Annotated in this window: 23 protein-coding genes and 2 tRNA genes; 19 read left to right on the plus strand and 6 right to left on the minus strand. The window is 69.9% G+C overall.

The window, feature by feature from the left end; genetic code table 11:
* Positions 1-3: 3 nt before the first annotated feature.
* From folE to lysS, 9 genes are all read left to right on the plus strand, one after another.
* The gene (gene folE, locus AC1DCT_RS13255; protein ID WP_440734994.1) at positions 4-612 is read left to right on the plus strand and encodes a GTP cyclohydrolase I; all 609 of its coding nucleotides are present in this window, start codon (positions 4-6) and stop codon (positions 610-612) included.
* The gene (folP, locus tag AC1DCT_RS13260; protein WP_477429738.1) at positions 609-1,400 is read left to right on the plus strand and encodes a dihydropteroate synthase; all 792 of its coding nucleotides are present in this window, start codon (positions 609-611) and stop codon (positions 1,398-1,400) included. The genes folE and folP overlap by 4 nt, the downstream gene beginning before the upstream one ends.
* Positions 1,401-1,466: 66 nt before the next feature.
* A complete protein-coding gene (folB, locus tag AC1DCT_RS13265) occupies positions 1,467-1,859 on the plus strand; it encodes a dihydroneopterin aldolase (RefSeq protein WP_440734996.1) in 393 nt (130 codons plus the stop codon).
* Entirely contained in the window at positions 1,856-2,410 is a 555-nt protein-coding gene (folK, locus tag AC1DCT_RS13270) for a 2-amino-4-hydroxy-6-hydroxymethyldihydropteridine diphosphokinase (RefSeq protein WP_477429740.1), read from the plus strand. Before folB ends, folK begins: the two co-directional genes overlap by 4 nt.
* Positions 2,407-2,922 carry a DUF3180 domain-containing protein gene (locus tag AC1DCT_RS13275; RefSeq protein ID WP_440734998.1) on the plus strand — a complete coding sequence of 172 codons (516 nt, stop codon included), beginning with the start codon at positions 2,407-2,409 and terminating at the stop codon, positions 2,920-2,922. Before folK ends, AC1DCT_RS13275 begins: the two co-directional genes overlap by 4 nt.
* 55 nt (positions 2,923-2,977) lie before the next feature.
* Positions 2,978-3,583, plus strand: a complete 606-nt coding sequence (locus AC1DCT_RS13280) for a PH domain-containing protein (RefSeq protein WP_477430496.1) — start codon at positions 2,978-2,980, stop codon at positions 3,581-3,583.
* A complete protein-coding gene (locus AC1DCT_RS13285) occupies positions 3,580-5,436 on the plus strand; it encodes a PH domain-containing protein (RefSeq protein WP_477429742.1) in 1,857 nt (618 codons plus the stop codon). The genes AC1DCT_RS13280 and AC1DCT_RS13285 overlap by 4 nt, the downstream gene beginning before the upstream one ends.
* Positions 5,433-6,122: a DUF2520 domain-containing protein gene (locus AC1DCT_RS13290; RefSeq protein WP_441975470.1), complete on the plus strand. Its 690-nt coding sequence runs from the start codon at positions 5,433-5,435 to the stop codon at positions 6,120-6,122. Before AC1DCT_RS13285 ends, AC1DCT_RS13290 begins: the two co-directional genes overlap by 4 nt.
* A 102-nt stretch (positions 6,123-6,224) precedes the next feature.
* Positions 6,225-7,751: a lysine--tRNA ligase gene (gene lysS / locus AC1DCT_RS13295; protein WP_477429744.1), complete on the plus strand. Its 1,527-nt coding sequence runs from the start codon at positions 6,225-6,227 to the stop codon at positions 7,749-7,751.
* Between the two features lie 93 nt (positions 7,752-7,844).
* Here the strand turns inward: lysS and AC1DCT_RS13300 are convergent, their stop codons facing one another.
* Positions 7,845-9,116, minus strand: a complete 1,272-nt coding sequence (locus tag AC1DCT_RS13300; protein ID WP_477429746.1) for a DUF4192 family protein — start codon at positions 9,114-9,116, stop codon at positions 7,845-7,847.
* 270 nt (positions 9,117-9,386) lie between these two features.
* Complete coding sequence (locus AC1DCT_RS13305) at positions 9,387-10,241, minus strand: SDR family oxidoreductase (RefSeq protein ID WP_477429748.1); 855 nt, start codon at positions 10,239-10,241, stop codon at positions 9,387-9,389.
* Positions 10,242-10,335: 94 nt separating this feature from the next.
* Between AC1DCT_RS13305 and AC1DCT_RS13310 the strand changes: the two genes are divergently transcribed.
* The 4 genes from AC1DCT_RS13310 to AC1DCT_RS13325 all read left to right on the plus strand — a co-directional run bounded on the left by AC1DCT_RS13310 (position 10,336) and on the right by AC1DCT_RS13325 (position 13,331).
* Entirely contained in the window at positions 10,336-10,692 is a 357-nt protein-coding gene (locus tag AC1DCT_RS13310; protein ID WP_477429749.1) for a winged helix-turn-helix transcriptional regulator, read from the plus strand.
* Positions 10,693-10,796: 104 nt separating this feature from the next.
* The gene (locus tag AC1DCT_RS13315) at positions 10,797-10,973 is read left to right on the plus strand and encodes a hypothetical protein (RefSeq protein ID WP_309336988.1); all 177 of its coding nucleotides are present in this window, start codon (positions 10,797-10,799) and stop codon (positions 10,971-10,973) included.
* Between the two features lie 106 nt (positions 10,974-11,079).
* Entirely contained in the window at positions 11,080-12,540 is a 1,461-nt protein-coding gene (gene cls / locus AC1DCT_RS13320; protein WP_477429751.1) for a cardiolipin synthase, read from the plus strand.
* Between the two features lie 71 nt (positions 12,541-12,611).
* A complete protein-coding gene (locus AC1DCT_RS13325; RefSeq protein ID WP_477429753.1) occupies positions 12,612-13,331 on the plus strand; it encodes a hypothetical protein in 720 nt (239 codons plus the stop codon).
* A 6-nt stretch (positions 13,332-13,337) separates the two neighbouring features.
* Here AC1DCT_RS13325 and AC1DCT_RS13330 read toward each other — a convergent pair whose 3' ends face one another.
* Positions 13,338-14,333, minus strand: coding sequence for a diacylglycerol/lipid kinase family protein (locus AC1DCT_RS13330; RefSeq protein WP_477429755.1), 996 nt, complete (start codon positions 14,331-14,333; stop codon positions 13,338-13,340).
* Positions 14,334-14,466: 133 nt separating this feature from the next.
* Between AC1DCT_RS13330 and serS the strand changes: the two genes are divergently transcribed.
* The 6 genes from serS to AC1DCT_RS13360 all read left to right on the plus strand — a co-directional run bounded on the left by serS (position 14,467) and on the right by AC1DCT_RS13360 (position 19,614).
* Positions 14,467-15,804, plus strand: coding sequence for a serine--tRNA ligase (gene serS, locus AC1DCT_RS13335; RefSeq protein WP_477429756.1), 1,338 nt, complete (start codon positions 14,467-14,469; stop codon positions 15,802-15,804).
* Complete coding sequence (locus AC1DCT_RS13340) at positions 15,801-16,649, plus strand: HAD family hydrolase (RefSeq protein ID WP_477429758.1); 849 nt, start codon at positions 15,801-15,803, stop codon at positions 16,647-16,649. The genes serS and AC1DCT_RS13340 overlap by 4 nt, the downstream gene beginning before the upstream one ends.
* A gap of 136 nt (positions 16,650-16,785) precedes the next feature.
* Positions 16,786-16,870: transfer RNA gene (locus tag AC1DCT_RS13345), tRNA-Ser, on the plus strand.
* A gap of 59 nt (positions 16,871-16,929) precedes the next feature.
* Positions 16,930-18,186, plus strand: coding sequence for an LCP family protein (locus AC1DCT_RS13350; protein ID WP_477429760.1), 1,257 nt, complete (start codon positions 16,930-16,932; stop codon positions 18,184-18,186).
* A gap of 27 nt (positions 18,187-18,213) precedes the next feature.
* Positions 18,214-19,461, plus strand: a complete 1,248-nt coding sequence (locus AC1DCT_RS13355) for an LCP family protein (protein ID WP_440735011.1) — start codon at positions 18,214-18,216, stop codon at positions 19,459-19,461.
* 64 nt (positions 19,462-19,525) lie between these two features.
* Positions 19,526-19,614, plus strand: a tRNA-Ser gene (locus AC1DCT_RS13360).
* A gap of 65 nt (positions 19,615-19,679) precedes the next feature.
* On the opposite strand, the gene AC1DCT_RS13365 is transcribed toward AC1DCT_RS13360, so the two are convergent.
* The 3 genes from AC1DCT_RS13365 to AC1DCT_RS13375 all read right to left on the minus strand — a co-directional run bounded on the left by AC1DCT_RS13365 (position 19,680) and on the right by AC1DCT_RS13375 (position 23,611).
* Entirely contained in the window at positions 19,680-20,063 is a 384-nt protein-coding gene (locus AC1DCT_RS13365; protein WP_477429762.1) for an MmcQ/YjbR family DNA-binding protein, read from the minus strand.
* Positions 20,064-20,210: 147 nt separating this feature from the next.
* Positions 20,211-21,887, minus strand: coding sequence for a purine-cytosine permease family protein (locus tag AC1DCT_RS13370; RefSeq protein ID WP_477430497.1), 1,677 nt, complete (start codon positions 21,885-21,887; stop codon positions 20,211-20,213).
* Between the two features lie 185 nt (positions 21,888-22,072).
* Entirely contained in the window at positions 22,073-23,611 is a 1,539-nt protein-coding gene (locus AC1DCT_RS13375; RefSeq protein ID WP_477230526.1) for an APC family permease, read from the minus strand.
* Between the last annotated feature and the right edge of the window lie 174 nt (positions 23,612-23,785).

Genomic DNA, 23,785 nt, shown 5'->3' on the forward strand with positions numbered 1-23,785 from the left:
GCGATGGCCGTCGATCGGGATCGCGTCGCGAGCCTGACCCGTGAGCTGCTGCTCGCGATCGGTGAGGATCCGGAGCGCCCGGGGCTGAAGCAGACCCCGGCGCGGATGGCCGACCTCTACGTCGAGTTCTTCGCCGGACTCGGTGAGGATCCGGGGGCTCCCCTCGCACACACGATCAGCGTCTCGCACGGCCCCGCCCCCGACACGCTGCCGTCGGGCGCCGTGCTGCTGCGCGGGATCCGGTTCCGTTCGGTGTGCGAGCATCATCTGCTCCCGTTCGCCGGGCACGCGCACATCGCGTACCTGCCGGGCGAGCACGTGGTGGGGCTCGGCGCCCTCGTGAAGGTGGTCGAGATCCTCGCGTCGCGTCCGCAGGTGCAGGAGCGGCTCGGCGAGCAGGTCGCGGATGCGATCGCCTCCCACCTCGATGCGCAGGGTGTGCTCGTGGTGATGGACGCGGTGCACGGCTGCGTCACCATGCGCGGTGGACGTCAGACCGAGGCGTCGACTCTCACGATCGCGGCCCGCGGTGTATACACGGATCCGGTCGCGCGCGCCGAATTGATCGCGCTGATCGGCTCTTCGACGGCCTCAGGGCTCGGCGGCGCATGACCGCGATCTGGGGGATCGTCAACACCACCCCCGACTCGTTCAGCGACGGCGGGCGCTATGCCGTGCCCGACCGTGCGGTCGGGCACGGCGTGCTGCTGCGCGCGCAGGGGGCCGACGTGCTCGACATCGGCGGGGAGTCCACCCGGCCCGGTGCGGTGCGGGTGTCCGTCGCCGAGGAGCAGCGCCGCGTGCTGCCGGTCATCGAGCGCCTCGCCGCGGAGGGGATCCCGGTGAGCGTGGACACCCTGAACGCCGCCACCGCGGTCGCGGCGGTGCGCGCGGGAGCACGCATCGTCAACGACGTTTCGGGTGGACTCGCGGATCCGGAGATGCTCGCGGCCGTCGCCGAAACGGGCGCCGACATCGCGCTGGGGCACTGGCGCGGTCCCTCGTCGGACATGTACGCACGCGCCGAGTACTCCCGGGTGGGACGCGAGGTGGCGACCGAGTTGCGCGAGCGCGTCGAGGCGGCGGCATCTGCGGGCATCGCGCCCTCGCGGATCATCGTGGACCCCGGGGTGGGCTTCGCGAAGACCGCCGGCCAGAACTGGGAGCTGCTGCGCGAGCTTGCCGACGTCGTCGCGCTCGGGCCGCGCGTGCTCGTGGGCACCTCGCGCAAGCGTTTCCTCGCCGACGCGCTGGGCGCTGACGCCGAAGAGGCGCGCAAGGATCTCGCGACGGCCGTGACGAGTGTGCTCGCGGCGCGCGCCGGGGCCTGGGCCGTGCGGGTGCACGACGTCGCCGGGACGCGCGACGCGCTCGCCGTGCTCGGCGCCTGGGACGGCTGAGCGCCCGCGCTTCGCCTGCCGCGGACATCCGCGAGCCTTGTCGTCCCGCCGCCGTAGGCTGGGGGCATGGACTTCCTCGACACGATCACGCTGACCGGGTTGACCGTGTTCGGGCGGCACGGCGTGTTCGACCATGAGCGCGAGAACGGCCAGGACTTCATCGTCGACCTGAGTCTGCACCTGTCGGTGCGTCAGGCCGCGATCAGCGACGACGTCGCCGACACCGTGCATTACGGCGAGCTCGCCGAGCGGGTCGCTGCCGTCGTCGCAGGCGAGCCGGTCAACCTGCTGGAGACGCTCGCCACTCGCATCGCGGACGTGGTGATGGAGGACGAGCGGATCCACGGCGTCGAGGTCACCGTGCACAAGCCGCACGCGCCGATCCCGCTGACCTTCGCCGACGTGTCGGTGACGGTGCAGCGCGTGAGCCACGCGCAGCGCGAATGGAGCGAAGGATGACGCCGACGCACCCGATCCCGCCCGTCCCGCGCGGCCGCAGGCTACCTGTCATCGATCCGAGCCCCGAGGAGGAGCCGGTCGAAGCCGTCGTCGCTCTCGGCTCCAACCTCGGCGACACCACCTCGACCATCGATGAGGCGGTGCGCGCGATCCGCCGGCTGCCCCTCGTGGACGACGTACGCGTCTCGAAGGTCTTCCGCACGGTCGCGGTGCGGCTGGAGGGACCGGATCCGGATGCTCCGGAGTTCGCGAACGCCGTCGCGATCGTCACCACTCGGCTCGCCCCGCAGGTGCTGCTCGGCATGCTGCACGCGATCGAGGAGGAGCACGGTCGCATCCGCGCCGAGCGCTGGGGCGACCGCACTCTCGACCTCGACCTGATCGCGTACGGCGACGTCCGCAGCGACGACGAGCACCTGCTGCTGCCGCACCCGCGCGCGTTCGAGCGCGCGTTCGTGCTGGCGCCGTGGCTCGACGTGGATCCTGATGCGGTGCTGCCGGGACGCGGGCGGGTCTCCGACCTGCTGGCTGCGCTCGAGGACGACTCATGAAGCGGATCTCCCCGGTGGTGCTGTTGGTGCTCGCGCTCGCCGGTGCGGCGGCCGGGTTCCTGCTCGACCACGCGCTGACCACCGCCGGCAGAGCCACCTTCGCCCCGGCCATCCTGCTGCCGATCTTCCTCGTGCTGCTGGCCATCGCCGTGCTCGCGCTGGCGTGGCCGATCCGGCGCAGTACACGGTCGGCGTCGCTGCCACGCGTCAACCCGTTCCACGCTGTGCGGATCGCGATGCTCGCGAGGGCCTCGAGCCTGGTCGGAGCAGGGATCACCGGCTTCGCCGTCGGCCTGGGGGCCTATCTGCTCTCGCGTCCGATCACCCCGCCGATAGGCTCGATCATCGCGACAGCCGTCGCCGCGCTCGTGCTCACGATCGCGGCGGTGATCGCGGAGAGCTTCTGCCTGCTGCCCGGAAACGGGCCCCACGACCCCGACGGCCACGACGGGCCGCGCCTGGAGGACGACGATGACGACCATCCCCGAACCGCCGCAGAACCCGGGCTCTGACGCCGCCGCGCCGCCGACGCGTGCACAGGCGCGCGCCCAGGCCGCCGCCGCGCCCATGGTGCAGGCCGGATCCGCTCCCGCACCGGCCGGGATCCCGGTGCCCGTGCACGCGGCACCCGCCGCTGCCCCGGTGCTCGACGACGGCACCTATCCGGCCCTGCGCACGCCGACGGCCCGCGGCGCGCTCGCGCTGGACGGCGTATGGCACCAGATCTCGCCGAAGTACGTGATCGCCGAGGTGCTGCTGCGCATCCTCCTGCTCGCGGTGATCGCGGTCGGCGCGTACGCCGCCACGACCCTGCTCGCCCAGCCCTGGCCGTGGGCCTGGACGGTGGCGGGCGTGATCGCTGTCGTGGTCCTGTTCGAGCTCGTGATCCTGCCGCGGCAGGCGAGGGCGATCGGCTACATGCTGCGCGCCGACGACATCGTCTTCCGGCGCGGGATCCTGTGGCAGCGCATGATCGCGGTGCCGTACGGACGCATGCAGCTCGTCGACATCACCCGCGGGCCGGTCGACCGGGCGTTCGGGATCGCCAAGCTCAAGCTCGTCACGGCCGCCGCGACCACCGGCGTCGAGATCCCCGGCATGACCGAGGACGCGGCGGAGTCGCTGCGCGACACTCTCATCGACGTCGCCGAGATGCGCCGGACGGGCCTGTGAGCGCGCCCGAGCAGCCGCCGTACGGCTCGCCCCCCGCGCCGGGGCAGGTCGCTTCCTGGGGGAGCCCGCCCGCGCAGGCGCCCGCACAGGCGCCCGGCACGCCCTCGCTGGCCGATGGCGACTGGCACCGGATGCACCCGCTCACGCCGCTCATGAAGGGCGGCCTGGTACTGGTGATCGTGATCGGATACCTGATCGCGAACCTGCGCGAGAAGATCGTGTACTGGTTCATCTCGATGTTCACGCCGGCGCGGGTGCCCGAGTTCGGGGGCGACCCCGTCGATTGGGTGCTGAACAACAACCTGGTGCTGGTGGTGCTGCTGGGCGTGCTCGCCCTGGCGGTGCTGCTCGTGGCGATGTTCTGGCTGATGTGGCGCTTCCACGACTTCCGCATCACCGAGGCGCACGTCGAGGTGCGCAAGGGCGTGATCTTCCGCTCGCACCGCCGTGCGCCGCTCGACCGGGTGCAGGGCGTGAACCTCACCCGCCCGTTCCCCGCGCGCCTGATCGGGCTGGCCAAGCTCGAGGTCGACGGTGCGGGCAACGATGCGAACGTGCCGCTGGAGTACCTCTCCACGGCGAAGGCCGAGTCCGTGCGCGCCGACATCCTGCGCCTCGCCTCCGGGGCACGGCACGCCCGCGACGCGACGCGCGGAGGGGATCCGGCAGCTGCGCGCACGATGCGCGCGCAGCTCGCGGCGTCGATGGACGCCGGCGTCACCGGGCTGATCGCCGGCGTCGACCTCGATGACGTCGCACCGGAGCACGTGCTGCGGATCCCCACCGGGCGTCTCGTGGGTTCGCACGTGCTGTCCGGACTCACGTGGCTCGCACTGTTCGCGGTGATCGTGGGCGGCATGATCGGCACCCTGCCCGCGGTGCTCGCCGATGCGGGGCCGGCCGGCGGCGCGGTCGCGATCGGCATCGCGCTGGCGATGGGCATCCCGCTGCTGCTCGGTGCCATCGCGGTCACCTGGAGCAGGATCGCGCGAGCGCTTCGTTACTCGATCGCCCCCACACCGGACGGCGTGCGCATCACGTTCGGCCTGTTCACGACGGTGACGGAGACCATCCCGCCCGGGCGCATCTTCGCCGTCGAGGTGATGCAGCCGCTGCTGTGGCGGCCGTTCGGCTGGTGGTCGGTGCGGATCAACCGGATGAGCGGCAAGGCCGCGTCCCAGCAGCAGTCCAGCCAGGCGCAGCAGTTCAACATCGTGCTGCCGGTGGGTGCCCGCGCGGATGTGGAGCGCGTGCTCGGGCTGATCCTGCCCGACGTCCCCGCCGACGTGCTGCCGCTGATCTGGGAGCAGGGCGTGCTCGGCCCCGTCGCCGACGACCCGTACACGACGATCCCGCCGCGCGCCTGGTGGCGGCGACCACTGTCCTGGCGCCGGCACGGCGCCGCCCTCACCGACTTCGCGCTGCTGCTGCGCCGCGGCCGGATCTGGCGGCAGCTGGCCGTGTTCCCGCTCGCACGGCTGCAGGGCTTCTCGCTGCACCAGGGCCCGATCGACCGGGCGCAGGGCGTCGCCAAGGCTCAGGCGCACTCCGCCGTCGGCCCTGTGCGGGGCGATGTCTCGGGGCTGGACAGCCAGGCGCTGCTCGGCATGCTGAACACGCTGTCGGTGGAGGCCGCGCGCGCGGCCGCCGCGGACCGGGCGCACCGCTGGGCCGAAGAGCACGACCTGGCGCCCGCAAGCCACGGTCTTCCCGCCGGATATGGCCCCGCCGGCGACAGCCTGCCGGCCGGAGACAGTCTCCCGGCCGGGCACGGCATCCCCGCTGGGCTGGGCGGATCCGCTGGGTCGGGCGGATCTTCAAGCCTGGGCGGATCCGCGGACGGTGCCGCATGACCCGCGCGGGGCGCCTCAACGTCGGCATCATCGGTGCGGGCCATGTGGGGCCGGTGATCGGTGCCGCTCTGGGCGGTGCCGGCCACGCCCTCGTCGGCATCACCGCGGGGTCCGACCCGGACCGGGCGACCGCGGTGCTCCCGGGTGTTGCCGTGATGGGCGCACCCGACCTCGTGCGTGCGTCGCAGCTCGTCGTGATCGCGGTGCCGCACGACCAACTGCCCGGACTGGTGGCGGGCCTCGCCGAGGTCGGCGCCTGGCAGCCGGGGCAGCTCGTGCTGCACACCGACCCCGCCTACGGCACGGATGTGCTGGAGCCGGCGGTGCGCAGCGGTGCGATCCCGCTCGCCGTGCATCCGGCGATCTCGTTCACGGGCACCACGCTCGATCTGCGCCAGCTGCACGCCTCGTACGCCGCGGTGACGGCGCCGGCGATGGTGCTGCCGATCGCCCAGGCGCTCGCGGTCGAGCTCGGCTGCGAGCCGGTGGTCATCGAGGAAGCGGATCGGCCGGCCTATGCCGAGGCCATCTCGACGGCCTCGGAGTTCGCACGCTCGATCGTCGGGCAGGCGACCGGGATCCTGCGCGGGATCGGTGTGGAGAACCCAGGCGGATACCTGTCGGCTCTCGTCTCCTCGACCTTCGACAGGGCGCTGCGCGAAGTCTCCACGGGCGATCCGCTCTGACGCTGCGCTGCGTATGTCCCGGCGTGCAGCCCCGCACTGCACTCGACGGGCGCGAAGGCGCACGCCGGTAGACTTGGCGGCGACTTCCGAGGAGCCCTGCACATGACCGACGCGCCCGTCACCGCGCCCACCGACGACACCGCTGCGGCGGACGACACCTTTGAGCAGCGCGAGGTGCGCCTCGCCAAGCGCGAGCGGCTGATCGCCGATCGTGCGGATGCCGCGGGCGGTGCCTTCCCGGTGGCGGTGCCGGTCTCGCACACGATCCCGCAGCTGCGCGCCGAGTACGGCGAGCTCGAGCCGGGTGCCGAGACGGGAGTGCTCGTCGGCGTCGCCGGACGCGTGGTGTTCAGCCGCAACACCGGCAAGCTCTGCTTCGCCTCGCTGCAGGCCGGTGACGGATCCCGGATCCAGGCGATGATCTCGCTCGCCAACGTGGGGGAGGAGTCCCTCGCGCAGTGGAAGGAGCTCGTCGACCTCGGCGACCACGTGTTCGTGCACGGCGAGGTGATCTCCAGCCGCCGTGGCGAGTTGTCGATCATGGCCGACAGCTGGACGATCGCGTCCAAGGCGATCCTGCCGCTGCCCAACGCCTACGGTGAGCTCAGCGAGGAGGGCCGCGTGCGCAGCCGCTTCCTCGACCTGATCCTGCGCGACCAGGCCCGGAGCACCGTCCGCGCCCGCGCCGCGGTCAACGCCAGCCTGCGCCAGACCTTCACGAGCCACGACTTCCTCGAGGTGGAGACCCCGATGCTGCAGGTGCAGCACGGCGGCGCCTCGGCCCGCCCGTTCATCACGCACTCGAACGCCTTCGACACCGAGCTCTACCTGCGCATCGCGCCGGAGCTCTACCTGAAGCGCGCCGTCGTCGGCGGGATCGAGCGCGTGTACGAGATCAACCGCAACTTCCGCAACGAGGGCGCCGACTCCACGCACAGCCCCGAGTTCGCCATGCTCGAGGCCTACCAGGCGTACTCCGACTACAACGGCATCGCCGACCTCACGCAGGAGCTGATCCAGAACGCGGCGATCGCGGTGGCCGGATCCACCCTGGTCACCTGGGCCGACGGCACCGAGTACGACCTCGGCGGGCAGTGGGCGCGCATCTCGATGTACGACTCCCTGTCCGAGGCGGCGGGGCGCATGTTCACCCCGTCCGACCCGGTCTCCGACCTCATCGCGTTCGCCGAGGCGAACGGGGTCGACATCCCGCCGCATGCCACCCACGGCAAGCTCATCGAGGAGCTGTGGGAGCACTTCGTCAAGGGCGGCCTGGAGCGGCCGACGTTCGTCATGGACTTCCCCGTCGACACCTCCCCGCTCGTGCGTGAGCACCGCTCGATCCCGGGTGTCGTGGAGAAGTGGGACCTCTACGTGCGCGGCTTCGAGCTCGCCACGGGGTACTCCGAGCTCGTCGACCCCGTCATTCAGCGCGAGCGCTTCGTCGAGCAGGCGAAGCTCGCCGCGGGCGGCGACCTCGAGGCGATGCGCGTGGACGACGAGTTCCTGCGCGCGCTCGAGCACGGCATGCCGCCGACCGGCGGAATGGGCATGGGCATCGACCGCCTCCTCATGGCCGTGACGGGTCTGGGCATCCGCGAGACGATCCTGTTCCCGCTGGTGAAGTAGCCGCGACGAGCCTGGCGAAGCAGCCGCGACGACGAGCCTGGTGAAGTAGCACGTCCGCCGCGGGCCTGATCTCGCCGGCCTGATCCGTAGGCGTCACGCTGCGGCGGCGCGGAAGGACCAGTCCGGCAGCATGCCGGCGTCGACCACCGTGCGCAGCAGCTGCGCGAAGGTGAGCTCGGGATCGATGGCCTGAGCCTGATCGAGGTACTGCGCGGCGTGCGTCGAGCGGCCGATCGCCCACGACAACCACGCGGCGGCCGCGAGCGGGCCGCCCCGCACCAGGCGTGGGGCGAGCGTGATCGTGCGGCGGACCAGGGCCAGAGCCACGCCCAGGCGATCGCAATCCGGACGCGGGCCGTGCCCGATCAGGATGCCGGCGATGTCCGGCGGCACGGCGGATCCGCTCAGGCCGTGGCCCAGCTGCGCGGCCAGCGCCTGGTCGCCGCGGTCGATGCTGCTGGCCCACTGCACGAGTGCGACATCCCGCAGTGCCGGACGGTTCAGGATCCACACGAGCGCGGCCGTCGCGAACGGCGACAGCGCCTCGGGTGAATCCAGCACCTCCTCCAGGAACGACGGCAGATCGTCCAGCAGCAGCGCCGTCTCCTGCGTCCTCGGATCCGTTCGCTCCACGGCTGCCGGCGGTGTGCGCCCGGGGGCGGCGGAGCCGAGCACGCGTTCGAGGGCGAGGAGCGCGCGGCCGACGGATTCCGCGGCGAACAGTCCGGGGGACGGCAGGTCGGTGCCGCTGAACTGGTCCGGGGCGGGCCCGGCGAAGCCCGGCACCGAGGGCGGGGCCGGCACTTCGGCCAGCGGATGCGGCGCGGCCTGCGGGTCGCGGTAGTCGGCCCAGGAACCGGGCCCGACGAACAGCGCCTCGACCACGTGCAGACCGCACGCCTCGGCGCGACGGACCAGTCCCTCCACGAGCGACGCGGCGGGCAGCCCTGTGTCAGAGAGCGATGCGTCGCCGCCGGACGCAGCCACGGACGCAAGCCCCGCGCCGGGCGCCGTTCGCGGCCTGGGAGCCGTCTCGTCGGCGTGCACCGCGATCGCCAGCGCATCCGTATCGGGGACGCGGCAGGCCAGTCCGATCGCCGTCGCGGCGAACTCCTCCGCGGTGGGGGCGGGCGTCGAGGCGGCGGGTTCTGTGCCGCCGTGAGCCCGAGTCGACGAGGGTGACGGCTGCCCGGTGGGAGGAGCGGATCCGACGGACCCCGCCGGCAGGTCGAAGCGGAGCGCGCCGGCGGTGCGCGATCCGCGGAAGGGCAGCAGCACCACGGAGTTGCGCGGAGTGAAGCCGGTGAGCACGGGGATGGCGGCGAGCAGCTCGGCGGCGCCCGCGGCATGGACGATCGTTGTCATGGATACACGATGGGCATCCGGCCGGACCCGGTTCCGCGTCAGGAACGGAACAGGGGACAGGATCCGCTCGGCTCCGATTGTGCGGACCGATCGAGTGCTCCTGAGGGCACCAGCGGAAACGAGGGCGGGGAAGTCAGGCCGTCCTGCGCGGCCGGCGTTCGCCCCTTGTCGAACTCGACGAGGGGCGAACGCCGTCTCCGCGGGCCTCCACGGTTCCTTTGGGATCCGTCATGGCGCAGCGGCCCCTATGCGGGCCGGGACCACCGCCGTTCAGATCGCGGCGCGCAAGCCGTCGACGAGGGGGGTCGTGGGGCGTCCGATGAGGCGCGCGAGGGTACCGTCGGACTCCGCGAGCGCGCCGGCACGGATGCCCGCGTCGAGCGTGGTGACGAACCAGACCGTCCCGGAGTCCAGCCCTGCGTCCTCCAGCGCGGCCGCGTGCTCCTCGGCGCTCAGCGGCGTGTACCGGACCTCGCGGCCGGTGATCTCGGTCGCCGCGGCGGCGAGGTCGTCGAAGTTCCAGGCGATGTCGCCGGCGAGCTCGTAGACCTGGCCGAGGTGGCCGTCCTCCGTGAGCACCACGGCGGCCGCTTCCGCGAAGTCGGCGCGGCTGGCAGAGGCGATCCGGCCGTCGCCGACGCTGGCGGCGATGACGCCGGTGTCCTTCGCCCGCGCGACGTCTGCGGCGTAGTTCTCGGTGTACCAGTTGTTGCGGAGGATCACGGCGGGGAGTCCGGAGGCCGTGATCGCCTCCTCGGTGGCCTTGTGCTCCGGGGCGAGCACCAGATCACTGGTCGTCGCCTTCGGGGCGCTCGTGTAGACGAGCTTCGCGACGCCCGCGTTCTTCGCTGCGTCGATCACGGCCTGGTGCTGCGGGGCACGCTTGCCCACCTCGCTGCCCGAGACGAGCATCACGGCATCCGCACCGTCCGCCGCCGCCGCGACGGTCTCCGGCGCGTCGTAGTCGAGAGCGACGACCTGCACGCCCCGCGCCGCGAGGTCGGATGCCTTGGCGATGTCGCGCGCGCCTGCTCGGATGCTCGACGCGTCGACGCCGCGGGCGAGGAGGCTGTCGATGATGAGGCGGCCGAGGTGGCCGGTGGCACCAGTGACGAGGATGGTCATGGCGTTCCTTTCCTAGAGGGTTCGCACGTCGCAACGCATCCCGGAACGGACACCTTCCCGAAGATCGGTACCCACTTTGAGGTAAGGTACCCACATGGTCGTTAGTTTTGCGCAGATCCGCTCCACGCAGGATCGGCTTTTCGATGACGGGTGTCAGACGCGTGTCGTTCTGGACCACATCATGAGCAAGTGGGGCGTCCTGGTGCTCTCGGCGCTGTCGGACGACACCCTGCGCTGGGGCGAGCTGCGCCGTCGGGTCGACGGCATCAGCGAGAAGATGCTCGCGTCCACCCTGCGCACGCTCGCTTCGGACGGCCTCGTGCACCGGGAGTCGCTCCCCACCGTCCCGCCCCACGTGGAGTACAGCCTGACCCCGCTCGGCCACGACCTCATGGAGAGGATGCTCCCGCTCGTCGCCTGGGTCGCCGAGCATGCCGAGGAGATGGTGTAGCGCGCCGGGCACCCGACCGCCGACGTGCACTCCTCGTGCCTCGCGGGCGGAGCGGCGACGGCCGCTCCCAGCGGGCCCACCGGAGCCCCGGGTAGGATCGCAGCATGGACGAATTCTGGGTGGCCGCCGCGTGGTCGGTGATCCCCACGATCGTCGTCTGCGTCGTGTTCTGGTTCGTGCTCCGCGGGATCCTGCGCTTCGACCGCACCGAGCGGCAGACGCATGCGCGGATCGAGGCCGAGGAACGCGCCGCCCGCGGCCTGCCGCCGCGCTCCTCCTGAGCCGCGACTGAACTGCCACTGAGCCGCCTCCGGGCGTTGTCCGCTCCAGCCGCTACTGTGGGACGAAGTCGCCGATCGGCGACTCTTCCCGGGTCAGGAGTGGCGCATGGACCCCAACGTGTGGGCCCTGATCATCGCGGTTGCGGCTCTTCTGATCGACCTCACGATCCGCATCATCGCGATCATCGTCGTGCCGCGCAACCGCCGCCCCACGGCCGCGACGGCGTGGTTGCTGGCGATCTACTTCATCCCGTACATCGGCGTGCTGCTGTTCCTGCTGATCGGGAATCCGCGGCTGCCCCGCGCGAGGCGCAAGAAGCAGGACCTCATCAACGAGACCATCGCCGAGGTCACGAAGGACCTGCATCTGGGGCGCTCCGATGCGGAGATGCCGGAGAGCCTCGCCTCCCTGGTGCGCATGAACCAGCGCCTCGGGGCCCTGCCGCTGTTCGGGGACAACGGCGCGCACCTGATCTCCGACTACCAGGCCTCGTTCGACGCCATGGCCGATGCGATCCGGGACGCGACCGAGTTCGTGCACGTCGAGTTCTACATCCTGCAGTCGGATGCCTCGACGGACAACTTCTTCCGCGCGATGGAGGAGACGGCCGCCCGCGGAGTGCCGGTGCGGGTGCTGCTGGATCACTGGGCGAACCGGTGGAAGCCGCGCTACAAGCAGACCATCGCCCGACTGGACGCGATGGGTGCCGATTGGCACCTGATGCTGCCGGTGCAGCCGTTCAAGGGGCGCACGCAGCGCCCGGACTTGCGCAATCACCGCAAGCTGCTCGTCGTCGACAATGAGGTGGCGTTCCTCGGATCGCAGAACGTCACCGACTCGACCTACAACCTGCCCAAGAACATCAAGCGCGGTCTGCACTGGGTCGACCTGATGGTGCGCGTCGACGGTCCCGTGGTCGGAAGCGTGAACGCGGTCTTCCTGTCCGACTGGTACAGCGAGACCGACGACGTGCCGGACTCGGTCGCTTTCGCGCCGACGGAGAGCGGCAGCGGCGACCTGGACTGCCAGATCGTGCCCTCGGGCCCCGGCTTCGAGGCGGAGAACAACCTCCGGCTGTTCCTCGGCCTGCTGTACGCCGCTGAGCGCAAGATCATGATCGTGAGCCCCTACTTCGTGCCGGACGAGGCGCTGCTGCTCGCGGTCTCGACGGCGTGCGACCGCGGGCTCCAGGTCGAGCTGTTCGTCTCGGAGGAGGGCGATCAGGCGATCGTCTACCATGCGCAGCGCAGTTACTACGAGGCGCTGCTGCGTGCCGGCGTGCGGATCTGGATGTATCGCAAGCCGTACATCCTGCACACCAAGAGCCTCACGATCGACGACGATGTCGCGGTCATCGGATCCAGCAACATGGACATGCGCTCGTTCGGTCTGAACCTCGAGATCTCGATGCTCGTGCGCGGCGAGGAGTTCGTGCGGGAGCTGCGCGAGGTCGAGGACCGCTACCGCTCGCTCAGCCGCGAGCTGACGCTCGAGGAGTGGATGCAGCAGCCGCTGCGTTCCACGGTGCTGGACAACCTCGCTCGGCTCACCTCGTCGCTGCAGTAGCGTGCGGCGCGGGTGATCCCGGGACCGCCCGAGGCATGGTGGCCCGAATCCGCGCTGGATAGCATGAGCGCATGAGGATCCGCACCGCTCTGGCCATCGCGGCGCTCGCCGCGTCCGCGACGATCGCCCTGGCGGGCTGCGCGCAGCTCGAGCCGGTGAGCCCACCCGTGCCGACGGCAGAGTCGACCACAGCACCGGAGCCGTCCACGGATCCGGCGGCGGCCTGGCTGGACGGCGGGCGCGGGATCGGGCTCGTCACCTACGGGTCCTCCTCGCTCGCCTGCACCCCCGTCGCCGAGGACGTGAAGGCCGACGGGCAGACGGTCATGGTGACGCTCGCCGAACCGGATCCGAAGGCCGTGTGCACGGCCGACTTCGCGCCGCGGGCGACGTACATCGGCGTCCCCGAAGGCATCGACGCGTCCAAGGACGTGACCCTGTCGTTCCAGGGCGGCGGCTTCCAGGGGCGGCTTCCCCTCGAGGGGAGCAGCGCGCTCAGCACCGGCGGCAGCAGTGACGGCAAACCCAGTGCCGGTTGGTTCTCCGACAACGGCATCATGCTCCTGACCTGGGGATCCTCGACGTGCCGGCCGGTCGTGACCGATCTGACCGAGAATCAGGACAAGACCGGAGCGACCGTGACCTTCCAGACCGACGCCACCCAGGTCTGCACCATGGACTTCGTGCCCCGGATCACGATGCTCGGCGTGAACGCGCCCGCCGATCCTGCCGGCTACACGTTGACGCTCAAGGGCGACCACCTGGACGGGACGGTCACCGTCATCGGCTGACGTCGGTCAGGCCGGGCTGATCACGTGCCCGGCCGGCACGGCCACCAGCAGCGCGCCCGGGTCGATCCGGCAATGGATCCGCACGGCCTCGCCGAACTCGTCGCCGTCCAGTTCGACGGGGGCGGGCTCGGTGGTGGCGGCATCCGCGTCGCTGCCCTGGAGGTAGCGGATCGAGCCGCCGGATCCGGTGAGCTCGATCATGCGCCTCCCGGCCTTGCTGCGACGCAGCACCGAGTTCTGCCACCACACGGTGCGCCACACCGCCAGCCATCCGAACGGACCGCGCGCCTGGATGACCGCGACGTCGAGGGTGCCGTCGGTGATCGAGGCGTCGGGGATGAGCGCGATGCCCGCGGGCAGCGCCCCGCAGTTCGCGAACAGCATGCTGTGCACCTTGACCGAGTGCAGCTTGAGGTCGTCCACCGCGTACATGATGCGGAACGGCTTCGCGCCGGGCAGGGAGCGCGCGGCGCCGTCGACGTAGGCCACCCAGCCCACGGACTTCTTGAGGCCCGGACGGGTGTTCGCGATCATGTGCGCGTCCAGTCCGATGCCGGCGAGCACGACGAACCCGTGCCTCTGCACGTTCCCGTCCGCGCGGGTCAGTTCCGCCCAGCCGATGTCGACCGGATGGCGGTCGCCGTGGAACACCGCGTCGATCACGGTCGACGGGGTGTCCAGCGCCAGGCCCAGATTGCGGGCGAGGAGGTTGCCCGTGCCGCTGGGAACGATCGCCAGAGGCACGCCCGTGCCCGCCATCGTCTCGGACACGGCGCGGACGGTGCCATCACCGCCGGCAACCAGCACGGCGGCGGCCCCGTCGGCGAGAGCGATGCGAGTGGCCTCCTGGCCGGGATCCTGCACGGAGGTCTCGATGATGAGCGGGGCGTCCCAGCCCGCCTCGGCCGACAGCGTGCGCAGCAGCTCGACGAGCTTCGGCGCATCGGCCTTGACCGGGTTGACGACGAGTGCGGCGCGCGGGCGTCCGGCCTCGTCAGTCATGCGCTCAGCCTAGCCCGCGGCCTCCCGCGCTTCTCTCGATCGAGTCGTCCCCCCGAGCGCGACCTATAGCCCGTGCTCAGGGGGACGACTCGACGCAGGGAGAGGCTCGAAGACGACGCCCTAGACTTGTCAGGTGATCGACCTCGCCCTTCTCCGCGACGAGCCCGAGCTCGTCCGTCAGTCCCAGGCCGCGCGCGGCAACGCGCCGGAGACCGTCGATGCGGCGATCGAGGCCGACCGATCGCGCCGTGCGGCCCTCTCCGCGTTCGAGGAGCTGCGCGCCGAGCAGAACGCGTTCGGCAAGCAGGTCGCGAAGGCGCCCAAGGACGAGAAGGCCGCGCTCGTCGCGCAGGCGAAGGACCTCGCCGAGCGGGTGAAGCAGGCGCAGGCCGCGTCGAACGAGGCCGCGGAGGTCGCGGCGGACGCGCTCGCCGCGATCGAGAACGTCGTCATCGACGGAGTCCCCGCCGGCGGCGAGGACGACTTCGTCGAGCTGCGCCGGGTCGGCGAGACCCCGACGTTCGACTTCGAGGCGCGCGACCACCTCGCGATCGGCGAGCTCCTCGGCGCCATCGACATGGAGCGCGGCGCGAAGGTCTCGGGGGCTCGCTTCTACTTCCTCACCGGCATCGGTGCGCGGCTCGAGATCGCGCTCATGAACCTCGCGCTGGACAAGGCCCTGGCGGCGGGGTTCACCCCGATGATCGTGCCCACGCTGGTGCGTCCGGAGATCATGCAGGGGACCGGCTTCCTCGGCAAGCACGCCGACGAGGTCTACCACCTCGACAAGGACGACGACCTCTACCTCGTCGGCACCAGCGAGGTGGCCCTGGCCGGCTATCACTCCGGGGAGATCGTCGACCTGTCCCGCGGCGCCCTGCGCTACGCCGGCTGGTCCACCTGCTACCGCCGCGAGGCCGGTTCGTACGGCAAGGACACCCGCGGCATCATCCGCGTGCACCAGTTCAACAAGCTGGAGATGTTCGTCTACACGACCCCCGAGGACGCCGAGGCCGAGCACCTTCGCCTCGTCGGCCTGCAGGAGGAGATGCTCACGGCGCTCGGCCTGTCCTACCGGGTGATCGACGTGGCGGCAGGGGATCTCGGATCCAGTGCCGCGCGCAAGTACGACATCGAGGCGTGGGTGCCCACGCAGGGCGCGTTCCGCGAGCTCACCTCCACGTCGAACTGCACCACGTATCAGGCGCGCCGCCTCGACATCCGGCACCGGCCGGACGCGGTGGAGGGCACGGCGAAGACCCAGCACGTGGCGACCCTGAACGGCACGCTCGCGACCACGCGCTGGATCGTCGCGATCCTCGAGACGCACCAGCAGGAGGACGGATCCGTGCGGGTGCCGGAGGTCCTGCGTCCCTATCTCGGCGGGCTCGAAGTGCTCCGCCCGCTCGGCTCCGCATCGGTCCCTGAGCCTGTCGAAGGGGCCGTGGAGGCCGAGGGCTCGAACGCATGACGAACGCCTGGTTCATCGCCCTCGACATCGACGGCACCATCCTGCTGCAGGACGAGACGATGAGCCCGGGCGTCCCCGACGCCGTGGCTCGCGCGCGCGACGCAGGCCACGTGGTCATGCTCGCGACCGGCCGCAGCTGGATGGGCACGCACCGCTTCCTCGACCAGCTCGAGATCCGCCCCGAGTTCGTGGTGTGCTCGAACGGTGCGGTCACCGTGCGACGCATCGGGTCGGCCGCGGAGGCCGCAGCAGGCCTCGCCGTAGACGGCTATGAGCGCTGGAACGTGGAGACCTTCGACCCCTCCGCCGTGCTCGCGCTGCTGCACGACCGTCTGCCCGATGCGCGGTACATGGTGGAGCTCGGATCCGGCCAGCGCCTGTACACGGCCGAGCTCGACGACTGGACGCTCGACGGCGGACGCCAGGTCTCCTTCGCCGAGCTGAGCGCCCAGGAGGTGTCACGCGTGGTCGTGGTCTCGCCGGGCCACGACGAGGACGACTTCCACCGGCTCGTGCAGGACGCCGGGCTCAACGAGGTGTCGTACGCGATCGGCTGGACCGCGTGGCTCGACATCGCGCCCCGCGGCGTGGACAAGGGCACCGCTCTGGCTCGCGTGCGGGAGACGCTCGGCGGCGAGGGCGACCTCGTGATGGTCGCGGGAGATGGCCGCAACGACCTCGGCATGTTCGCCTGGGCGCGCGGTTTCGGAGGTCGCGCGGTGGCGATGGGGCAGGCGCCTGAGGAGGTCAAGGCCGCGGCCGGTGAGGTCACCGGCGACGTCGAGGACGGCGGACTCGCCACGGCCATCGAGCGGATCGTGCTCACCGTTCCCGCGGCCTCCTGATCCTCTTCTGCGCCGCCATCAGGCTTTCACTCAGCGGCCGCCCAGCCGCGTCCGGGCACAATGGAGAAGCGCTCGCAGGGCGCTACCCGGTTCTCCGTTAGACTCGACCCCTGTTCGGCGTGCGCATGCGCGCCGAGGAGAGTTGTCCGAGCGGCCGAAGGACCTGGTCTTGAAAACCAGTGGGCAGCAATGTCCCGTGGGTTCGAATCCCACACTCTCCGCTGAGTGAGCGCAGGGTGGCGCGGTTCACCCCGCTGAACGTGAAAGGCACCGTGTGAGCGTGACGCCCCGATCCCGACGCCCCGTCGCCGGACACGGCCAGCTGCGCCGTCCGAGCGCCTGGAGCCAGCTGATGAAGATCCTCGGCATCGCCATGGCCGTGGTGCTCGTCTCGGGTGTCTCCGTCGCGGCATACGTCGCCTACGACCTGGGCCACACGTTCAGTGCGAATGCGGTCGCCCTGGACGGCGAAGCGTCCGTGCCGCCGGATATCGGTGCGATCAAGGGCGGCGTGAACATGCTGCTCGTCGGAAGCGACATCTGCGAGGCGAAGTTCTCGGCGGAGTTCGGCGATCGCTGCTCGGATCCGGGCAACGAGGGCGAGCGCAACGACACGAACCTGGTGCTGCACATCTCCGACAGTCCGCGCCGGGTGACCGTCATCACCTTCCCGCGCGACCTCATGGTCCCGATCCCGTCGTGCACCGATGCGCAGGGCAATGCGACCAGCGAGATGTCCAAGCAGCCGATCAACGTCACGCTCGAGACGGGCGGGCTGAACTGCGTCGCCCGCACGATCAGCAAGGTCTCCGGTCTCGACATCCAGTTCGCCGCGAAGATCACCTGGGGCGGCGTGATCGAGATCACGAACGCGATCGGCGGCGTCGACGTCTGCATCGCGAACGGCATCGACGATCCCGACACCGCCCTCAAGCTCACGCCGGGCACGCACACGCTGCAGGGCTATGAGGCGCTGCAGTTCCTGCGCACGAGGCACGGCGTCGGCGACGGCAGTGACCTCGGCCGAGGCAGCAACCAGCAGGTGTACATGTCGTCGCTGGCCCGCAAGATGGTGTCCGCCCAGGTGCTCGGCAACCCCGGCACGCTGCTCAAGCTCGCGAACACGGTGATGTCGAACGTCACCCCCAGCACCACCCTGACCAGCCCGACGCTGCTCGTGCAGATCGCGCTGGCGATGAAGGACGTGCCGCTGGACCAGATCAACTTCGTGAACTATCCGGTGCTCACCGACCCGGACAACCCGAACAAGGTCGTGCCGGACACCGACAGCGCGGACCAGCTCTGGGCGGCCCTCGCGGCGAACCAGCCGATCCAGGTCGCCGGTCAGCGCGACGACGCGGTCGTCTCCGCGACGCCGGCGCCGACGGATCCCGCGACGACCGATCCCGCGACGACGGTTCCGTCCGCGACCCCGACGCCCGGCGCGACCAGCGGCCCCGTCGAGCTGCCGAAGAACGTCTCCGGCCAGTCCGCGGCACAGCAGACCTGCTCCAACGGCAACGGCTTCGAAGGCTGAGCAGCTTCCCGACGGTAGCGTGTGGGGATGACTCCCCGCACGCGACGGCCGGTTACCGGGCACGGCCAGCTGAGCCGCCCGAGCGCGGGGAGCCAGCTCCTGAAGATCGTCGGCATCGTCCTGGCGGTGATGCTGGTCTCCGGCGTCGGCGTCGCGGCATACGTCGCGTACGACCTGAGCCGCACCTTCGGAGAGGGTGCGGTCGCCCTCGACGGCGAGGAGTCGGTGCCGCCGGACATCGGCGCGATCAAGGGCGGCGTGAACATGCTGCTCGTCGGCAGCGACGTCTGCGAGGACGACTTCAAAGCGCAGTTCGGCGACCGGTGCTCGGATCCCGAGGCCGGCGGTGAGCGCAACGACACGAACCTTCTGCTGCACATCTCGGACAACCCGCGACGGGTGACCGTCATCACGTTCCCGCGCGACCTGATGGTGCCGATCCCGTCGTGCGTCGACTCGGAGGGGAACGACACGAGCCCCAGGGAGAAGGCGCCGCTCAACGAGGCCATCGGCATCGGCGGCCCGAAGAACGGCCTTGCGTGCGTGCACCGCACGATCAGCGAGGTGTCGGGCCTCGACATCCAGTTCGCCGCGAAGGTGACGTGGGGCGGCGTGATGAAGATCACGGACGCGATCGGCGGAGTCGACGTGTGCGTCGCCAACGGCATCAGCGACCCGGACAACACCGGCCTCGAGCTGGGTCCGGGCACGCACACGCTGCAGGGCTACTGGGCGCTGCAGTTCCTGCGCGTGCGGCACGGCGTCGGCGACGGGGGAGACCTGAGCCGGGGCAGCAACCAGCAGGTGTACATGTCGTCACTTGCGCGCAAGATGGTCTCCGCCGAGGTGCTCGGCAACCCCGGCACGCTGCTGAAGCTCGCGAACACCGTGATGTCCAACGTGACGCCGAGTACCACGCTGACCAGCCCCAGCTTGCTGGTGCAGATCGCGCTGGCGATGAAGGACGTGCCGCTCGACGAGATCAACTTCGTCAACTATCCGGTGTTCGACGACCCGGACAACCCCGGCGTCAAGGTCATCCCGGACCGCGACAGCGCCGACCTGCTGTGGGCGGCGCTCGCCGCGAACGAGCGGATCCAGGTGACCGGTCAGCGCGATGCTGTCGTGCCGGCCACGCCCGCGCCCACCGACCCGACGACGCCGGATGGGGCGACGCCGGCGCCCGGCGAGACGGCCGGTCCCGTCACGCTGCCCGAGAACATCACGGGTCAGTCGGCGAACCAGGAGACCTGCTCGAACGGCGGCGACTCCTAGCCGGTTCGCACCGCCCTCGCGGACCCGTTAGGATGGTCCCTGGTGTTCGGCATGCCGGACATCTGGAGACGTCGCATAGTCAGGCCTAGTGCACCACCCTGCTAAGGTGGAGTCCTCGCAAGGGGACCGAGGGTTCAAATCCCTCCGTCTCCGCAACGAAAATCCTGAGCAGAGACATCTTCAGGGTTTCCTCCCGCCGCCCTCTTTCTGACGAGGATCTACCCGTCGTCGAACTCCCGGCGCAGGTACTGGGGCGCCTGCACCCGCCATGCCTCGGTCACGAGTTCGGCGAGATGATCGTCGTCGATCGCCCGCATCCGGAACGCGATCTTCGGCTCGCCCCACCGTGTCGTCTGGCGGAGGAACACGTCCGGCGCCATTTCCCGCAACGCGAGCGCATCGAGCGCGTCGGCGACCTTCACGCCGACCACAAGCTCCGACGCGATGACCTCACGGAGGTCTTCCGGGATGCTCGGCCACGGCGAGCACTCCCACGCGAAGAGCTTGTTGCGGACGAACCAGGCAGCACCGCCGGTCATCGCGCGCTCCTCGCTGCCGCGCAGGCGGGCGGCGACACGTCGCAGATCATCGAGCGTGGCCATGCGTCGAGACTAGGCATCCCCTCGGACACGAACGGAATCGCCCTGGGGCTTCGCCGGGGCCTCCGCGGCATTCGGCGTGATCACTCGCGCTGCAGACGGATGCGGGGTGCGCGGAGACAACCGCGCACCCCGCATCTATCGCCGGGGTCACTGGGCCGGCAGTACGTGCTCCCCGGTGCGGTCGGTCGCGAGCGACAGCGACGAGATGTACTGCTTCTCGCCATTCGGGCCCGGCACTGCCGCGGCGAGCATGTCCGGCCGTTCGAAGGAGATGCCGGTGGCGACGTCGAGCAGCTTCTCCGCGCTCGGGTTGCCGTCCGCATCGAGCAGGGGCAGGTCGATGCCGTCGTCCGTGCGGCGCAGGTAGTAGCGGCCGCGAGTGAGGATCGCCATGACCGGGGTCGCGACGAACGCGATCAGCACGGCGAACACGGGTGAGAAAGGCTGCACGGCCGGTCCGAACGCACCGAAGAACATCGCGATGGAGATGCCGCCGCTCAGCAGCAGGGCGACGATCCCGACCGGGTTCCAGGCGTAGAGCATGCCGCGGCGGAACTCTGGCTGCTTCGGCGAGAGCTTCAGGACGTACTTGTTGATCGCGATGTCGGTCGCGACCGTGACGATCCACGCCATGCCGAGGTTGGCGTAGAACCCGAGCACGGTGTTGAGGAAGGCGAACATGTTGGCCTCCATCAGCACGAGCGCGATGGCCACGTTCACGACGACGAAGACCACGCGTCCGGGATAACTCTTCGTGATGCGGGTGTATGCGTTCGTCCACGCGAGCGATCCGGAGTACGCGTTCGTGACGTTGATCTTGATCTGCGAGATCACCACGAGCACCACGGCGAGCGTCATGGCCAGCCATCCGGGCACCATCTGCTGGTAGATGCCGAGGAACTGGTGCACCGGCTCGTTCGCGCTCGCAGACGCATGCGGATCCAGCGTCGAGATCAGGTAGACCGCGAGAAACAGACCGACGGCCTGCTTGATCGCGCCGAACACGACCCATCCCGGACCGGCGATGATCACAGCGGCCCACCAGCGGCGCCGGTTCGCCGACGTCTTCGGAGGCATGAACCGGAGGTAGTCGATCTGCTCGGCGATCTGCCCGATCAGCGACAGGCACACGCCGGCGGCGAGCATGACGGACGAGAAGGACACGGATCCGTCGCCCTGGCCGTGGAACGAGAAGAAGTCGCCGACCGAGGACGGGTGCGTGATCACCAGGTATGCGAAGGGCAGCACCATGAGCACCAGCCACAGCGGTGTCGTCCACACCTGCAGCTTGGACAGCGCCTTCATGCCGTAGATCACCAGCGGGATCACCATGACGGTGGACACGAAATAGCCCGCCCACAGCGGGATCCCGAGGCCGAGCTGAAGGCCCTGCGCCATGATCGAGCCCTCGAGGGCGAAGAAGATGAAGGTGAAGGTCGCGAAGATCACGTTGGTGATGACGGATCCGTAGTATCCGAAACCGGATCCGCGGGTGATGAGGTCGAGATCGAGGTTGTAGCGCGCGGCGTAGTACGCGAGCGGGATGCCGGTCACGAAGATCACCACGGCGGCGACGGCGATGCCCAGCAGCGCATTCACGGTGCCGTGCGTGATGCCGATGTTGGCGCCGATCGAGAAGTCGGCGAGGTAGGCGATTCCGCCCAGGGCGCTGGTCGCGACGACGCCGGGCGCCCATTTGCGGTAGCTGCGCGGCGCGAAGCGCAGCGTGTAGTCCTCGAGGCTCTCCTTGGTCGCGGCGCGCGCATCGGTCGTCTCACCGCCCTCGCCCGTCGTTGTGGGGCCGGCGTCCTCGGGGCGGGTCATTTCGATGGTCATGCGGATCCGTTCGTCGGGGGATGGACACGGAGCGAGCGGTGCAGGTGAGCCCGCGCCGCTCGTGGGCCCATCCTGTTCCCCCGGGAGCCGCCGACGATGTCAGCCGTGTTGCGATCCTGTTAAGTCGCGTTCCGAGAAACCCGGCTCGAAGTCCCGTTCTGGGAGCTCCGGCCTCAGATGCCTCCGTCGATCGACCGGGGGAACTCGGTCGGGTTCTCCGGGACCATGACCTGGGTGTCGACATTCAGGCTCTCGCCCTGGAAGAACCTCTTCGATCGGGGGAACAGGTACCAGACGAACATCAGCACGAGTCCGATAGCGAGCGAGCCGATGCCGACCACGAAGGTGCCGCCGATGCCGAAGAGCACCGAGTAGCCGTAATCGACATCCCACATGTCGATCGCCGACTGCACGAAGGCGGCCGCGAGCATGAGCCCGCCGAGCAGGGGGAACAGTCCCTTGAAGAAGAAGCTGCGCGGCGAGGTGAAGATGTCCCTGCGGAAGTACCAGACGCACGCGAAGCCGGTGATCGCGTAGTAGAACGCGATGGCCAGGCCGAGCGAGAGGATCGAGTCCTGCAGGATGTTGTCGCTGATCAGCGTCATGCCGACGTAGTACGCGACCGCGACGATGCCCATGATGATCGTCGAGAACGACGGGGTCTTGTAGACCGGGTGCACCTCCTTGAACCTCGCGGGAAGTGCGCGATAGACGCCCATCGCGAGCGTTCCCCGGGCGGTCGGGAGGATCGTGGTCTGTGTGGAGGAGATCGCCGAGATGATGACGGCCACCACCAGCACCCAGCCGAACGGGCCGAGCAGCCCGTCCTTGATCGCGAGGAAGAAGTCATCCGCGTGCTCCTCGTTGCCGAGGCCGGTCCCGGTCTTGCCGAGACCCGCGTACATCATGGCGGCGATCGTCACCGCGACATAGGTGAGGAGCAGGATGACGCAGGTCAGCAGCGCGGCCCGGCCGGGGATGCGCTTCGGATCCTTCGTCTCCTCGTTCAGGGCCAGGCAGGTGTCCCATCCCCAGTAGATGAAGAGGGCGAGGAGGATCGCCTCGGTGAATCCCGACCACGAGGTGAACGCGAACGGGTTCATCCACTCCCAGGAGAAGTCGATCGCGTGCGGAGCGTTGCCGCTGGCGATCTGCCAGAAGACGGCGACGATGAAGACGACGAGAGCGAGGTACTGGATGCCGAGCAGCACGTTCTGGATGCGCTCGCCGATCTCGACGCCGCGCCAGCTGACCCAGGTCATCGCGGCGATGAAGACGACCGCGGCGAGGATGACGCGCCAGTCGCTGTTCTCGAGATCGAAGCCGATCAGGGACCAGAAGTACACGGAGGCGATCTGCGCGAGGTTGGCGAGGACGACCATGCCGGCGACCGCGACGCCCCAGCCGCCCATCCAGCCCACCCAGGGACCGAATGCCTTGGTGGCCCAGGTGAAGGTGGTGCCGCAGTCGGGAACCGCGTTGTTCAGCTCCCGATAGGCGAAGGCGATCAGAAGCATCGGCACGAAGGCGAGCACGAACGCGATGGGCGCCTGGGCTCCGACCGCGATGACCACCCATCCGAGGGAGGCGACGAGGGAGTACACCGGTGCCGTGGACGCCAGGCCGATGACGGTCGAGCCCCAGAGGCCCAGCGTTCCGGCCGCCAGCCCCTTGCCTTCGGGGCGTTCCAGCTGGATGGGTGTTGTTGACATGAACAGAACCGTATGCGGGATACGGTTTCGAGTCAATGTCCGCGCAATAGCAACGAATTACGTATCTGTTACGGGTGCATCACGATGAAATCCGCACACTTACCAACTTTCAACAGTCAGGGTGCCTGATTTGCGGACGAGGTGGCCGGCCGGATCCGTGCGGCGGACCGCCCC

This window comes from Microbacterium sp. 10L49, assembly GCF_056395125.1.

Excerpts from the sequence above, each read along its gene's own strand:
- folE (WP_440734994.1), top strand. The coding sequence starts at position 4 with ATGGCCGTCGATCGGGATCGCGTCGCGAGCCTGACCCGTGAGCTGCTG.
- folP (WP_477429738.1), top strand. The coding sequence starts at position 609 with ATGACCGCGATCTGGGGGATCGTCAACACCACCCCCGACTCGTTCAGC.
- folB (WP_440734996.1), top strand. The coding sequence starts at position 1,467 with ATGGACTTCCTCGACACGATCACGCTGACCGGGTTGACCGTGTTCGGG.
- folK (WP_477429740.1), top strand. The coding sequence starts at position 1,856 with ATGACGCCGACGCACCCGATCCCGCCCGTCCCGCGCGGCCGCAGGCTA.
- AC1DCT_RS13275 (WP_440734998.1), top strand. The coding sequence starts at position 2,407 with ATGAAGCGGATCTCCCCGGTGGTGCTGTTGGTGCTCGCGCTCGCCGGT.
- AC1DCT_RS13280 (WP_477430496.1), top strand. The coding sequence starts at position 2,978 with ATGGTGCAGGCCGGATCCGCTCCCGCACCGGCCGGGATCCCGGTGCCC.
- AC1DCT_RS13290 (WP_441975470.1), top strand. The coding sequence starts at position 5,433 with ATGACCCGCGCGGGGCGCCTCAACGTCGGCATCATCGGTGCGGGCCAT.
- lysS (WP_477429744.1), top strand. The coding sequence starts at position 6,225 with ATGACCGACGCGCCCGTCACCGCGCCCACCGACGACACCGCTGCGGCG.
- AC1DCT_RS13300 (WP_477429746.1), bottom strand. The coding sequence starts at position 9,116 with ATGACAACGATCGTCCATGCCGCGGGCGCCGCCGAGCTGCTCGCCGCC.
- AC1DCT_RS13305 (WP_477429748.1), bottom strand. The coding sequence starts at position 10,241 with ATGACCATCCTCGTCACTGGTGCCACCGGCCACCTCGGCCGCCTCATC.
- AC1DCT_RS13310 (WP_477429749.1), top strand. The coding sequence starts at position 10,336 with ATGGTCGTTAGTTTTGCGCAGATCCGCTCCACGCAGGATCGGCTTTTC.
- AC1DCT_RS13315 (WP_309336988.1), top strand. The coding sequence starts at position 10,797 with ATGGACGAATTCTGGGTGGCCGCCGCGTGGTCGGTGATCCCCACGATC.
- cls (WP_477429751.1), top strand. The coding sequence starts at position 11,080 with ATGGACCCCAACGTGTGGGCCCTGATCATCGCGGTTGCGGCTCTTCTG.
- AC1DCT_RS13325 (WP_477429753.1), top strand. The coding sequence starts at position 12,612 with ATGAGGATCCGCACCGCTCTGGCCATCGCGGCGCTCGCCGCGTCCGCG.
- AC1DCT_RS13330 (WP_477429755.1), bottom strand. The coding sequence starts at position 14,333 with ATGACTGACGAGGCCGGACGCCCGCGCGCCGCACTCGTCGTCAACCCG.
- AC1DCT_RS13340 (WP_477429758.1), top strand. The coding sequence starts at position 15,801 with ATGACGAACGCCTGGTTCATCGCCCTCGACATCGACGGCACCATCCTG.
- AC1DCT_RS13355 (WP_440735011.1), top strand. The coding sequence starts at position 18,214 with ATGACTCCCCGCACGCGACGGCCGGTTACCGGGCACGGCCAGCTGAGC.
- AC1DCT_RS13365 (WP_477429762.1), bottom strand. The coding sequence starts at position 20,063 with ATGGCCACGCTCGATGATCTGCGACGTGTCGCCGCCCGCCTGCGCGGC.
- AC1DCT_RS13370 (WP_477430497.1), bottom strand. The coding sequence starts at position 21,887 with ATGACCCGCCCCGAGGACGCCGGCCCCACAACGACGGGCGAGGGCGGT.
- AC1DCT_RS13375 (WP_477230526.1), bottom strand. The coding sequence starts at position 23,611 with ATGTCAACAACACCCATCCAGCTGGAACGCCCCGAAGGCAAGGGGCTG.